Source organism: Streptomyces chlorus (assembly GCF_042655885.1).
GTDB classification, from domain to species: domain Bacteria; phylum Actinomycetota; class Actinomycetes; order Streptomycetales; family Streptomycetaceae; genus Streptomyces; species Streptomyces chlorus.
In genome coordinates this window covers 61,122-74,360 of the sequence record NZ_JBHSOA010000015.1, presented here as the reverse complement: position 1 = coordinate 74,360, position 13,239 = coordinate 61,122, and the positions used below count along the sequence as shown (strand labels likewise).

Annotated in this window: 12 protein-coding genes; 8 read left to right on the top strand and 4 right to left on the bottom strand. The window is 72.1% G+C overall.

Going from position 1 to position 13,239, the window contains the following annotated elements:
• Nucleotides 1–42 precede the first annotated feature (42 nt).
• The 3 genes from ctaD to ACFPZI_RS09385 all read left to right on the top strand — a co-directional run bounded on the left by ctaD (nucleotide 43) and on the right by ACFPZI_RS09385 (nucleotide 3,199).
• Entirely contained in the window at nucleotides 43–1,767 is a 1,725-nt protein-coding gene (gene ctaD, locus ACFPZI_RS09395) for an aa3-type cytochrome oxidase subunit I (protein ID WP_381360779.1), read from the top strand.
• 35 nt (nucleotides 1,768–1,802) lie between these two features.
• Nucleotides 1,803–2,144 carry a hypothetical protein gene (locus ACFPZI_RS09390; protein WP_381360908.1) on the top strand — a complete coding sequence of 114 codons (342 nt, stop codon included), beginning with the start codon at nucleotides 1,803–1,805 and terminating at the stop codon, nucleotides 2,142–2,144.
• 119 nt (nucleotides 2,145–2,263) lie between these two features.
• On the top strand, nucleotides 2,264–3,199 hold the full coding sequence (locus tag ACFPZI_RS09385; protein WP_381360776.1) for a hypothetical protein: 936 nt from the start codon (nucleotides 2,264–2,266) through the stop codon (nucleotides 3,197–3,199).
• 224 nt (nucleotides 3,200–3,423) lie between these two features.
• Here ACFPZI_RS09385 and ACFPZI_RS09380 read toward each other — a convergent pair whose 3' ends face one another.
• Complete coding sequence (locus tag ACFPZI_RS09380) at nucleotides 3,424–3,705, bottom strand: SpoIIE family protein phosphatase (RefSeq protein WP_381360773.1); 282 nt, start codon at nucleotides 3,703–3,705, stop codon at nucleotides 3,424–3,426.
• A gap of 211 nt (nucleotides 3,706–3,916) precedes the next feature.
• Here ACFPZI_RS09380 and ACFPZI_RS09375 point away from each other — a divergent pair, with 211 nt between their 5' ends.
• The 3 genes from ACFPZI_RS09375 (at nucleotide 3,917) to ACFPZI_RS09365 (ending at nucleotide 7,225) form a co-directional block, all read left to right on the top strand.
• Nucleotides 3,917–4,267: a hypothetical protein gene (locus ACFPZI_RS09375; RefSeq protein WP_381360770.1), complete on the top strand. Its 351-nt coding sequence runs from the start codon at nucleotides 3,917–3,919 to the stop codon at nucleotides 4,265–4,267.
• 233 nt (nucleotides 4,268–4,500) lie between these two features.
• Entirely contained in the window at nucleotides 4,501–4,731 is a 231-nt protein-coding gene (locus tag ACFPZI_RS09370; RefSeq protein ID WP_381360768.1) for an NPCBM/NEW2 domain-containing protein, read from the top strand.
• Nucleotides 4,732–5,236: 505 nt separating this feature from the next.
• Entirely contained in the window at nucleotides 5,237–7,225 is a 1,989-nt protein-coding gene (locus tag ACFPZI_RS09365; RefSeq protein ID WP_381360906.1) for a discoidin domain-containing protein, read from the top strand.
• 69 nt (nucleotides 7,226–7,294) lie between these two features.
• Here ACFPZI_RS09365 and ACFPZI_RS09360 read toward each other — a convergent pair whose 3' ends face one another.
• Nucleotides 7,295–8,887, bottom strand: a complete 1,593-nt coding sequence (locus ACFPZI_RS09360; protein ID WP_381360765.1) for a glycerol-3-phosphate dehydrogenase/oxidase — start codon at nucleotides 8,885–8,887, stop codon at nucleotides 7,295–7,297.
• Entirely contained in the window at nucleotides 8,884–9,483 is a 600-nt protein-coding gene (locus tag ACFPZI_RS09355) for a TetR/AcrR family transcriptional regulator (RefSeq protein ID WP_381360762.1), read from the bottom strand. The genes ACFPZI_RS09360 and ACFPZI_RS09355 overlap by 4 nt, the downstream gene beginning before the upstream one ends.
• Nucleotides 9,484–9,555: 72 nt before the next feature.
• Here ACFPZI_RS09355 and ACFPZI_RS09350 point away from each other — a divergent pair, with 72 nt between their 5' ends.
• A complete protein-coding gene (locus ACFPZI_RS09350) occupies nucleotides 9,556–11,187 on the top strand; it encodes an FAD-binding oxidoreductase (protein WP_381360904.1) in 1,632 nt (543 codons plus the stop codon).
• Between the two features lie 140 nt (nucleotides 11,188–11,327).
• Nucleotides 11,328–12,209: a YegS/Rv2252/BmrU family lipid kinase gene (locus tag ACFPZI_RS09345; protein WP_381360759.1), complete on the top strand. Its 882-nt coding sequence runs from the start codon at nucleotides 11,328–11,330 to the stop codon at nucleotides 12,207–12,209.
• Between the two features lie 162 nt (nucleotides 12,210–12,371).
• Here the strand turns inward: ACFPZI_RS09345 and ACFPZI_RS09340 are convergent, their stop codons facing one another.
• Nucleotides 12,372–13,214: an alpha/beta fold hydrolase gene (locus ACFPZI_RS09340; protein ID WP_381360757.1), complete on the bottom strand. Its 843-nt coding sequence runs from the start codon at nucleotides 13,212–13,214 to the stop codon at nucleotides 12,372–12,374.
• Between the last annotated feature and the right edge of the window lie 25 nt (nucleotides 13,215–13,239).

Genomic DNA, 13,239 nt, shown 5'->3' with positions numbered 1-13,239 from the left:
CCCGAGGGTAGAGATACCGGCCCACAGAAAGAGAGCGGAACAGTGGCGGTTCACAGTGCGTCGGACTCGGTCGAGTCGGACTCCTACGAGGATGAGCTGCCGGTCCGGCGCAGGCGTCCCGGCAAAGTCGTCGTCTCATGGCTGACCACGACCGATCACAAGACCATCGGCACGTTGTACCTCACGACATCGTTCGTTTTCTTCATCCTCGGCGGCATCCTCGCGCTGGTCATCCGCGCCGAGCTGGCCCGGCCGGGCCTGCAGATCGTGTCGAACGAGCAGTACAACCAGGCGTTCACCATGCACGGCACGATCATGCTGCTGATGTTCGCGACCCCGCTGTTCGTCGGTTTCGCGAACTGGATCATGCCGCTCCAGATCGGCGCGCCCGACGTCGCCTTCCCGCGGCTGAACATGTTCGCCTACTGGCTGTTCCTGTTCGGCTCACTGATCGCGCTCAGTGGTTTCCTCACCCCGGACGGCCCGGCCAGCTTCGGCTGGACCGGCTACAGCCCGCTGACGGACTCGGTCCGCACGCCCGGACTCGGCGGTGATCTGTGGATCATGGGCCTGGCCTTCCAGGGGTTCGGCACCATTCTAGGCTCGGTCAACTTCATCACCACGATCATCTGCCTGCGCGCCCCGGGCATGACGATGTTCCGTATGCCGATCTTCACCTGGAACGTGCTGCTGACCGGTGTGCTCGTCCTGCTCGCCTTCCCGGTACTGGCCGCCGCGCTGCTGGCCCTGGAGGTGGACCGCAAGTTCGGGGCCCACATCTTCGACGCGGCCAACGGCGGGGCGCTGCTCTGGCAGCACCTGTTCTGGTTCTTCGGCCACCCCGAGGTGTACATCATCGCGCTGCCGTTCTTCGGCATCGTCTCCGAGATCATTCCGGTCTTCTCCCGCAAGCCGATCTTCGGGTACCTGGGTCTGATCGGCGCGACCATCGCGATCGCGGGTCTGTCGGTGACGGTGTGGGCGCACCACATGTTCGCCACCGGGGCTGTGCTGCTGCCGTTCTTCTCGTTCATGACCTTCCTGATCGCGATCCCCACCGGGGTGAAGTTCTTCAACTGGATCGGCACCATGTGGAAGGGGGCACTGAGTTTCGAGACACCGATGCTCTGGTCCGCCGGATTCCTGGTCACCTTCCTCTTCGGTGGCCTGACCGGCGTCATCCTGGCCTCCCCGCCGCTGGACTTCCACGTCACCGACTCGTACTTCGTCGTGGCGCACTTCCACTACGTGGTGTTCGGCACCGTAGTCTTCGCGATGTTCGCCGGATTCCACTTCTGGTGGCCGAAGTTCACCGGCAAGATGCTCGACGAGCGCCTCGGGAAGATCACCTTCTGGACCCTGTTCACCGGCTTCCACGGCACCTTCCTCATCCAGCACTGGCTGGGCGCCGAGGGCATGCCCCGCCGGTATGTGGACTACCTCGCGGCCGACGGCTTCACCGCGCTGAACACGGTCTCGACCATCGCCTCCTTCCTGCTCGGCATGTCGATGCTGCCGTTCCTCTACAACGTCTGGAAGACGGCCAAGTACGGCAGGAAGATCGAGGTCGACGACCCCTGGGGGTACAGCCGTTCGCTGGAGTGGGCCACCTCCTGCCCGCCGCCGCGCCACAACTTCCTCACCCTGCCGCGGGTCCGCTCCGAGTCCCCGGCCTTCGACCTGCACCACCCGGCGATCGCGGCGTACGACCGGGAGGAGAACCGCCCCAACCGCTCCGTGGTCCAGCCCCCCGGGGACCAGGCATGACAGGAGTGACCCCGCAGCCCAGCGTGGAGGAGCATGTGAATCCGAGCCAGGACAGCGCCCGCGGCCTCGACCAGTTCGAGGGGTACCTGCTGTGGGCGGCCGAAGTCGAGGACGCCCGGCGTCGGGCCGAGCGGTTCACCGAGCAGCTGCCGTGGCTGACGACCGCACAGCGCGAGGATGTGGAACGCGTCTACACCGCCGACCGCATCGAGGCCTCCCGCGTGACACTGGTCCGGATCTGCGACCGGGCGGCCGAGCTCCGCGACATGTACGCCCACCGCTATCGCCGGCTCCGGGTGCGGTGCGTGGCCGCCGCGGTCGTGGGCATGGCGAGTGGTGCGGGCGCCGTCGTCCTCGCTTTCCTCATCGGGGAATGACGGCCCGCCGCCCCGCCGGGGCCACCGGAGGCCGGTGCCCCGGCGGGCAGACGGGGGACGTTGCCCGGACTCGCGCGGGGAGCACGGCGTTTTGGCTGAGCCGAAGTCAGGCTGACCCCATGGCTTCATCGATCGAAGGCCCGCACCGCGGGGGTCCCCGAGCTCTGTCCGCGGGCGACCGGCGGTTCGCCGCCCCCGCCCGGGGCCACAGCCGTCTGCCGATGCCGGCCCTCGCCCTCCTGATGGCGGCGCTCCTCACCGGCTGCGCAGCGACCACCGGCAGCACGGCGGGGGAGTCGTCCCCCACTGCTGCCACTCCCGCAGCGGTCACCCCCACGGCCGCCGCACCCACGGCCGCCGGAACACCGGGGAACGCAGCGGCAGGAAACGGAGCGCCGGGCACCGGAGCGCCCGGCGTGGAGAGCACCACACAGGGCCGGACCGACGCCGGAGAGCACCCCGACATCCCCGCCCCGCTCGGCGGCCTCGGTCCCCGCGTGCTGGCCCTGATTCCCGGGAACGCCCGCCAGGCCGTCGTCGTCACCGGCAGGGGCCGGGACGCGACCCGCTCGGAGGCCGTGCTGTACCGGCGCACCGCGTCGGGCTGGGAGGCGGGCATGGCCTGGCCCGCCCACAACGCCCTCAACGGCTGGACCGACGACCACCTGGCGGGCGACCTCCGCTCGCCCATCGGTGTGTTCACCCTCAGCGACGCGGGGGGTCTGCTGCCGGACCCGGGCACCCTCCTGCCGTACGACGAGTCGCCCGGGTTCTCCGTCGACGGCACGGGCTTCATGGGGGAGCCGCTCGCCGGGTCCTTCGACTACGTCGTGGCGATCGACTACAACCGTGTCCCGGGCACCTCCCCGCTCGACCGGACCCGCCCGCTCGGCGCCGACCGGGGCGGAGGCATCTGGCTGCACGTGGACCACGACGGGCCCACCCAAGGCTGCGTGAGTCTTGAGGAACGACACATGAGGCAACTCCTGCTGGCCCTCGACCCCGAGCAACACCCGGTGATCGTCATGGGGGACGCCGGGTCACTGAGCAGGTGAACGGACACCCGGGTCCGGTGCCGGGCTTCGCGGCGGGGATGGGCGAGTGCTCGGACCGACGGTCAGGACGCGATCCCGACCCCGTCCGCACGGCTCCACGACCGTTCCCGCGCCGCCGTCACGGCCGGCCAGGTCGGGCCGCCCGGCCGCAGCCACACCCGCGAGGCGCAGGACGAGGGACGGTACGCCGGGAAGGGTGCGGCGGGACGGGCGGGGCCGCGGGCCTACGGCTGAGCGTCCGGGCCGTCGTGCGCGATCACCAGGACGGCCGCTTCGTCGTCGTGGCCCACCTGTGCCGCCCCCTTGATCACGGCGGCGGCCGACGCGTCCGCGTCCAGCCGGGCGACCGCCGAGATGCCCGCGAGCCGCACCACATGGTCCAGCCCTTCGTCGAGCTGCATCGACGGGCCCTCCACCACACCGTCCGTGAGCATCGCGAACAGGCTGCCCGTGTCGAGCCGGTACCGGGTCACGCCGGACCGGCCGTCGGCCGTGGCCACACGCACGGCAGCAGGACAGCATCCATAATAGAACCTGTTCCAGTGATGAGGCGGCGGCGAGAAACATCGCTGGATCTCTGCCGGTTCGGCAGGTTGGCGCTCGTGTGGCGCTCCTCGGCATGGAACAGGGGAGCGGGTTCTACTACCTTTTATCGGCCAATTCATGGCATGTCTGCAGGTAATCCCGGCCGCCGCCGAGCCCGTCTAGGCTGTGCCCATGGAGCAGCGCGAGATCATGCAGCGGGGCGTCGGCATCCTCACCGAGGCCCTCGAGATGCGGCGGCAACTCCGGGAGAACCCGGACGCCGAGGTGACCGGAAGCGGAGCGGTCTCCGCGCTCCTCGAAGAGATGCTGCCGCACATCCAGTTGCCGGCCGACGCGAGCCCCCGCGAGGTGGCGGAGATCGTCACCGAGAAGCTGGGGCCCGCCATCGTGCACATCACCTCCGCCCTTGCCTTCGCCTTCGTGCAGCTCGCCGAAGTGCACGACGCCGGCCGCACCGACGTGTCCTCCGCGGACGTCCTGCGCTCCATCTCGCTGCGCTACGAGCCCGGGGCGGAGCGGTAGGCGGCGCCCGCCCGACGGTTGAATGACCCCCGGAGGGGAAGGGATCCCACGGAGCCACGATTGATGACGAGGTCAGACCTCTCGGAGGTTTTGGCGCTCGGATCCCCGCTCGGACCGCGTCCGTCCCTCGCGCCCGCTGTACCCTCCTCACCTTCCTGCTCGCCGCCCTGCGGGCCCTCGGCGCCCTCACCGCGCCCGCCCACGCCGCGGAACCGGGCGGGGAAAGCTGGACCGTGCGGCAGCCCGGCGCGGCGCGCGACGGCGTGAGCGCCGAGGTGCGCGTCGACGCCGTGGACGGCACGGTGACCCTGGCCACCACCGGGGTGCTCACCGGCATCGATCCGGCCCGGCGGATCGACGTCGACGTCACCGGAGTGGAGCGGCTGACCCTGCGTGTCACCGACGGAGATGAAGGCCTCGACTCCGACCACGCCGACTGGGCCGGCGTCCGGCTGTTGACGTAGGTGTTCGTTGCACATCGGCGACCGGCGGTACGCGCCGTGTCCTCCCCTCGGCGACGGGCACGGCGCGTTCGGACCGGGGCGCCGCCGAAGCCGCTCTCGTTCCCGCCGGGATCGCGGTGCACGGCCTTGCGGTCGGAGGGGACCCGGCAGCCCGTTCCTGCCGGTCGGCGCGGCCGCGTAGTCACTGACGGGGATGCCTGCGAAGAGACCGAGGGCCATGCGGTCGTGCCAGGGGCCTTCACGACAGGCCCGGGGCCGTCCTGGGGCCGCGCCGCAGGTCGTTCCGGACTCTTGACTCCTTACGCGCCAGTAGTCATCCTCGGCCCATAGCTTGCTCCGGTCATGACAAAAAATCGAGCGGACCCGGGTCACCGGCCCGGACCGCCCGAAGGGCCGACCGTGCTGCTTTGCCGACGGAGGGACGTGGGCCGTGACCATCGCTCGACGCAGGTACGGCGGACGCCGTCATGTCGCCCTCGTCTCCCTGCTCCTGCTCGTGCTCGCCATGTCCCTCGGCCCGACGCCCAGTTCGGCGGCTGACGGCGACTGGTGGGAACCGGCGGCGCGGCCGGCTCCGGACTCCGGCATCGGCGTCACCGGCGAACCCTTCACGGGTACCGATGCGCGCGGCGAGGTCCGCGGATTCGTCGACGCGCACAACCACCTCATGTCCAACGAGGCCTTCGGCGGCCGGCTCATCTGCGGCAAGCCCTTCTCCGAGAAGGGGATCGCCGACGCGCTCAAGGACTGCCCCGAGCACTACCCCGACGGCTCACTCGCGATCTTCGACTTCATCACCAACGGCGGTGACGGCAGGCACGATCCGGACGGCTGGCCCACCTTCGTGGACTGGCCCGCCCACGACTCCCTGACCCACCAGCAGAACTACTACGCCTGGATCGAACGGGCCTGGCGCGGCGGGCAGCGGATCCTGGTGAACGACCTGGTCACCAACGGCGTGATCTGCTCCGTGTACTTCTTCAAGGACCGCGGCTGCGACGAGATGACGTCGATCCGGCTGCAGGCGAAGCTGACGTACGACATGCAGGCCTACATCGACCGGATGTACGGCGGCACGGGCAAGGGATGGTTCCGCATCGTCACCGACAGCGCGCAGGCCCGGCAGGTCGTCGAACAGGGCAAGCTCGCGGTCGTCCTGGGCGTCGAGACCTCCGAACCCTTCGGCTGCAAGCAGGTCCTGGACATCGCCCAGTGCGACAGGGCCGACATCGACGCCGGGCTGGACGAGCTGTACGACCTCGGCGTACGCAGCATGTTCCTGTGTCACAAGTTCGACAACGCGCTGTGCGGAGTCCGCTTCGACGAGGGAGCGCTCGGCACCGCCATCAACGTCGGGCAGTTCCTGTCGACCGGCACCTTCTGGCGGACGGAACAGTGCACCGGACCCCAGCACGACAACCCCATCGGCCTGGCCGCCGCGCGCGGCGCCGAGGCGGAACTGCCGAAGGACGTCGACGTCCCCGCCTACGACGAGGACGCCCAGTGCAATGTGCGGGGGCTCACCGACCTCGGCGAGTACGCGGTGCGCGGCATGATGAAGCGCAACATGATGCTCGAGATCGACCACATGAGCGTCAAGGCCACGGGCAGGGCGCTCGACATCCTCGAGGCCGAGTCCTACCCCGGCGTCATCTCCTCGCACAGTTGGATGGACATCGACTGGACCGAGCGGGTCTACGGTCTCGGCGGCTTCGTCGCCCAGTACATGCACGGCTCGGAACACTTTGTCGAGGAGGCGAGGCGTACCGAGTCGGTGCGGGACAAGTACGGCGCGGGCTACGGCTACGGCACCGACATGAACGGCGTCGGCGGCTGGCCCGCCCCGCGCGGCGCGGACGCGCCCGCCCCCGTCACGTACCCCTTCCGCAGCGCGGACGGCGGCTCCGTCATCGACCGGCAGACCACCGGCGAGCGCACCTGGGACCTGAACACCGACGGAGCCGCGCACCACGGACTCGTCCCCGACTGGATCGAGGACATCCGGCGCGTCGGCGGCCAGGACGTGGTGGACGACCTCTTCCGGGGCGCCGAGACCTACCTCGGCACCTGGGGCGCCTCCGAGCGGCACCGGCCCGCGGCCAATCTCGCCAAGGGTGCTTCGGCGACGGCGAGTTCCGCCGAGTGGAATCCGTTCACGAGCTACGCGCCCGGCCGGGCGGTGGACGGCGACCGGAGCACCCGCTGGGCCAGCGACTGGAGCGACGACCAGTGGCTGCGCATCGACCTCGGTGCCACGCACCGGGTCGGGCGCGTCACCCTCGACTGGGAGCGCGCGTACGGGACGTCGTACCGCGTCGAGCTGTCCGCCGACGGCACCGACTGGCGGACCGTCTGGTCCACCACGGCCGGCGACGGCGGCCTCGACACGGCCCGCTTCACCCCGCAGCAGGCCCGCCACGTCCGCGTCGTGTTCCTGGACCGGGGGACGCAGTGGGGCTATTCCCTGCGCGAGGTCGGCGTGCACGGCAGGTGAGGGACCGGCGCGGGGCGACTGCGCCGGTCCCACCGAGTCGTCGCAACCGGACCGTTCCACCGGGCAGTGTCAGCTGTGCTGGGACAAGGCGTCGTTCAGCAGTCTCCGGACCGCGTCCAGGGCGGCGGCGCGGTCCGCGGGGACGAGGCCGATCCGGGTGCGGCGGTCGAGCAGGTCGCTCTCGTCGAGCGCTCCCTCGTGGCGCACCGCCCACAGCAGTTCGGCCCCGGTCGCCGGATGGCCGGGCAGCACGGGGCCGCCCAGCCGGGCGTCGCGCACGCCGAGGGCGTGCACGGCGGGTGCCTCCGTCCCGTAGTGCCGCACGAGGCGGCGGGGCGCGGGCAGGGCGGCGAGGACGTGCGGCGACGCGGCGCCCACGAGGGGTAGGGACGCGGTGCGCGACGGGCCGGCCGGCAGCCGGCGGACGCGCACGGCGGTGTCGACGGCGTCCTCGGCCATGCGCCGGTACGTGGTGAGCTTGCCGCCGACGACGGTGACGACGCCCTCGGACGAGGTCAGCACCGCGTGCCGCCTCGAGACGTCGGCGGTCCTCGGCGCCGTACCGGACCCGTCCGTCGAGGTGTCCAGCAGGGGGCGCAGGCCCGCGAAGGCCCCCACGACATCGGCGCGGTGCAGCGGGACCTCCAGGACCGAGCACAGGACGTCCAGGAGGAAGCCGATGTCCGTCTCGGGCGCCTCGGCGACATCGGGGACGGGGCCGTCCACGGGTTCGTCGGTGAGCCCGACGTAGACCCGGCCGTCGTCCTGGGGCAGGACGAGGACGAAGCGGTTGGTCTCCCCGGGGACCGGGATGTGCAGGCCGGCCGGGAGCGGGCCGAGACTGTCCGGGCGCAGCACGAGGTGGGTGCCGCGCGAGGGGCGGATCCGGACGCCGTCGACGAGGCCGCCCGCCCAGACGCCGGACGCGTTGATCACCGCGCGGGCGCGTATCCCGCCCTCCTCGCCGGTGAGTTCGTCGCGGACCCGGGCACCGGAGGCGGTCAGGTCCAGGGCCCGCACCCGGGTGAGGATCCGTGCCCCGTGTGCGGCGGCGGTGCGGGCGAGGGCGGCCACCAGCCGGGCGTCGTCGGTGAGCCGGCCGTCCCAGGACAGCAGGCCGCCGCGCAGCCCGTCGGCCCGTACGGCGGGAGCCAGATGGCGGGTCTCCGTCGCCGAGATCCGGCGCGGCGCGGGCAGGGTCGCACGCGCGGTACGGGCCGCCAGCCGCAGGGCGTCGCCGGCCCGGAAACCGGCCCGCGCTAGAGCGGACCGACCGGGGGAGACCAGGGGGGTGAGGGGCAGGACGAACGGCTGCGCGCGCACCAGATGGGGGGCGGTGCGCTCCATCAGAACCCCGCGCTCGACCGCGCTCTCGTGGGCGACGTCGAGCCGGCCGGAGGCGAGATAGCGCAGCCCGCCGTGGACCAGCTTGCTGCTGAAACGGGAGGTGCCGAAGGCCAGGTCGTGGGCGTCGACGGCGACCACGCTCAGCCCGCGGGACGCCGCGTCCAGGGCGGCCCCGGCGCCGGTGGCACCGAGCCCGACGACGAGGACGTCGATGATGTCGCCGCCCACGGCCGCGGACAGGTCACGGGTGCGGCGGCCGGCGGACAGGGACGACGAGGAGGGGGCGGAGGCGGCCGGTCCGGTGCGGGAGGTCATGGGGCGAGGGTCCTCTCCAGGATGTCGCGCAGTTCCGCGAGGAGGGCCTCGTGGGTGAGGTCCGGATCGTCCTCGTCGGTCATGGTCCGCAGGGACAGGGTGAAGGACTGGACGATCAACAGGACGGACCGCGCCTGCCGTTCGGGATGCCCGGCGCGCACCGAGCCGTCGGCGTGCCCCTCGCGCAGGGCGCCGGCCAGCAGTTCCAGCATGGCTTCCTGGCTCGCCCCGCGCCGGTCCAGCACGTAGGGCAGCAGCAGTTCGGGATCCACGTCGACGATCTTCCGGAAGAGCGGATGCCCACCGAACGCGCGCACCCCCGCCGCCAGCCCGTCGACCATCCGCCGCCGCGTGGCCAGCCCCGGCCGGGACTCGGGAACGGCCCCGGTGGCCACGCCGATCCACTCCCGTGTCATGAGGTCCCCGACCAGCGTGCGCACATCGGGCCACCGCCGGTACAGCGTCATACGGGAGACCCCGGCCCGGCGCGCCACGTCGGTCAGCGTGGTGCGGCGGACCCCGACGGCCAGGACACAGTCGCGCACCGCGTCGAGCACGGCGTCGTTGTCCGCTTGGTTGTGACGAATAGGCGTCATGTGTCACAGTGTAACGCCAGGTGAGGCCGTCGGCGACGGCACCGCTCCCCTCGACCGGTGAGGACGACAGTCATGGACATGCTGTGGAGCGGCTGGGGCGACCCGGCCAGGGCCAAGCCGCTGCCCGACACCGTGATCGGGCTCCTGCGCGACATGCTCGGCGTCAAGCCGCGCCCGGCCGCACCGGTCGCCCTCGGCGAAGTGACCGTCCCCGAACCCCGGTTGGAGCCTGCGGCGCGGCGCGCGCTGGCCGCCGCCCTGGGTGGTTCGGACGAGGACACGGGCGGTGGTGCGAACGGCGGAGAGGATCACGTGCGCACCGACCCGGAGACCCGGATCCGGCACACCCGCGGCAAGTCCACCCCCGACCTGCTGCGCATCCGGGACGGCGACGTCACCGACATCCCCGAGGCCGTCCTGTACCCCGCGGACCACGACCAGGTGCTCGCCGTCCTGCGCGCCTGCGCCGAACACGGCCTGGCCGTGGTGCCGTTCGGCGGCGGCACCTCCGTCGTCGGCGGACTCGCCCCCGGCCGGTCCCGCCCCTTCGTCGCCCTGGACCTGCGGCGCATGGACCGCCTGCTCGCCCTGGACCCGGTCTCCCGCACCGCCACCCTGCAGCCCGGCCTGCGCGCCCCGCGGGCCGAGGCACTGCTCGCCGGACACGGCTTCACCCTCGGACACTTCCCCCAGTCCTACGAGTGGGCCACCATCGGCGGCTTCGCCGCCACCCGCTCCAGCGGCCAGGCGTCCGCCGGCTACGGCCGCTTCGACGAGATGGTGCTCGCCCTCACCCTCGCCACCCCCGAAGGCACCCTCGACACCGGCCGCGCCCCGCGCTCGGCGGCCGGACCCGACCTGCGCCAGCTCGTCCTGGGATCCGAGGGCGCCTTCGGCGTCGTCACGTCGGTGACCGTCCGGATCCGGCCCGTTCCCCGGACCCGCCTCTACGAGGGCTGGCGCTTCGACTCCTTCGAGCAGGGGGCCGCCGCGCTGCGCCGCCTCGCCCAGGACGGGCCGCGCCCCACCGTGCTGCGGCTGTCCGACGAGACCGAGACGCTGATCGGCCTCGCCCAGCCCGAGGCGATCGGCTCCGGCACCGCGCAGCCCGCCGGATGCACGGCTGTCGCCGGCTACGAGGGCACGGAGGAGGACACCGCGTATCGCAGGCAGGGCGCCGCGGCCGTCCTGCGCGCGTGCGGCGGGACCCCGCTGGGCGAGGAGCCCGGCCGGAACTGGGCTCACGGCCGCTTCTCGGCCCCGTACCTGCGCGACTCCCTCCTCGACGCCGGGGCGCTGGCCGAGACGCTGGAGACCGCGACGTTCTGGTCCCGCGTGCCCGAGTTGTACACCGCCGTCCGCGACGCCCTCACCGGCACACTCACCCAGGCCGGCACCCCGCCCCTGGTGATGTGCCACATCTCCCACATCTACGAGAACGGCGCCTCGCTGTACTTCACCGTGGTCTCGGCCCAGGGCGACGGCGACCCCGTGGCGCACTGGACGCGCGCCAAGCACGCCGCCAACGAGGCGATCCTCGCCGCCGGCGGCACGATCACCCACCACCACGCCGTCGGCACCGACCACCGGGACTGGTACGTCCGCGAGATCGGCCCGCTGGGCACCGACGCCCTGCGCGCCGTGAAGCAGCGCCTGGACCCGGCCGGAATCCTCAGCCCCGGCGTCCTCCTGCCCACGGACTGACGCGTGGCCCACCGGGCGACCTCCCTCCCGCCCGCCCTCCGACCGACCGCTCTCCCTCCGACCACCCTCCCTCCGGCCGACCGACCGCCCCGCCGGACCACGTTCCCTCCCCATCCCGTCGGCCCGCCCGGAGGCACCCGATGCGACAGTTCACCGCCGTCGTCAATCCCACCGCGGGCGGATCCACCGGAGCGGCCGCGCTGCTCGCCCTCGCGCGCCTGCTCCGGGAGGCCGGCGCCGAACTGCACACGGAGTACAGCCGCAGCCTGGCCCACGCGCGGGAACTGGCCCGCGACGCGGGCCGACGGGGCCGGGTGGTGCTGGCGGTCGGCGGGGACGGCATCGCCGGAGGCATCGGCGGCGCGCTGAGCGGAACCGGCGCGACCCTCGGTCTCGTACCGGCGGGCCGCGGCAACGACTTCGCCCGTGCCCTGGACCTGCCCGCCGATCCCGCGGCCCTGGCCCGGATACTGCTGCACAACGAACCGCGGCCGGTCGACACCATCGAGGTCGAGTCGGCCGTCCACGACCGCACCGTCGTCCTCGGCAGCGTCTACGCCGGCGTGGACGCGCTCGCCAACCGTCACGCCAACCGGTCCCGGCTGCTGCGGGGCTCCGCCTCCTACTACGCCGGCGGCCTGCGCGCGGTCACCGGCTGGCGGGCGGCGCGCTACCGGGTCACGGTGGACGGCGAGGAACACACCCACACCGGATACACCGTGGTCGCCGCCAACTCCCGTTACTACGGAGCGGGCCGCGTCATCGCCCCCGACGCCCGCGTCGACGACGGCGTCCTGGAGATCGTGATGATCGCGGACGCCCCGCGGCGGCTGTTCTTCGGCCTGATGAACGACCTCAGGACCGGCGCTCACGTCCACCGGCCCCAGGTGCGGATCCTGCGCGGCAGGGAGATCCGCATCCTCGCCGACCGGGACGTCCCCTACGGGGCGGACGGCGAGGTCGAGGCGGTTCTCCCGGTGACGCTCAGGGTCCTCCCCGGATCGCTCCGCGTGCTTCACTGACCGGCCCCGGCGGCGCCCCGCGTCAACGCGGCGACGGACGGCGGGCGCGGTACGGCACTGGAATCCTTCGTTCGGCCCCGCCTGATCCACCGGACGCGCCCGGCGCGACGCGTTGGGCGACGTGGGCCGACAGCCCCCGCAGCAGCCCCTTGCGGCAGGCCATCAGGCCGACTTGCCGAGGAAGGACAGCAGCGCCTCGTTGACCTCCTCGGCATGCGTCCACAGCAGGCCGTGCGGGGCGCCCTCGATCTCCACGTACTCGGCGCTCGGCAGTGCCTGGTGGAACGGGCGCCCGGTCGAGTCGATCGGCAGGATGTTGTCCGCCGTGCCGTGCAGGATCAGGGCGGGTACGTCGATGGCGGGGAGGTCGCCCCGGAAGTCGGTGAACCACGTCATCGGCGCGGCCGCCGCGGCGAAGAATCCGCCCGAGGAAGCCGTGCACCAGCTGTTGCGAACGGATTCCGGGCTGATCCGGCTGCCGAGGTTCTCGTCGAGATTGTAGAAGTCCTTGAAGAACGATGTGTAGAACGCGTACCGGTCCGCCTTCACCGACGACGAGATGCCCTCGAAGAACTCGCGGGGCGCCGCACCGGTCGGGTTGTCGTCGGTCTTCAGCAGACAGGGTTCCAGCGAGGAGAGGAAGACCACCTTGGCGATCCGGCCCGAGCCGAACCGGCTGACGTAGCGGGCGACTTCGCCGGTGCCCATGGAGAACCCGACGAGTACGGTGTCCGAGACGTCGAGGGTCTCCAGGACTGTGTTCAGATCGGCGGCGAAGGTGTCGTAGTCGTAGCCCGTCGTCGGCTGGCCCGACCGTCCGAACCCGCGCCGGTCGTAGGTGATCACGCGGTACCCGGCGTCGAGCAGCGCGGCGGACTGCTTCTCCCAGGACTGGCCGTCGAGCGGGAACCCGTGGATGAGGACCACGGGCCGTCCGGACCCGTGGTCCTCGTAGTAGAGCTCGACGTCGGTGGAGTTTTCGCGTCCCACGGTGATGTGAGGCATGGGCTTTCGTCCCTCCTCGGCTTGG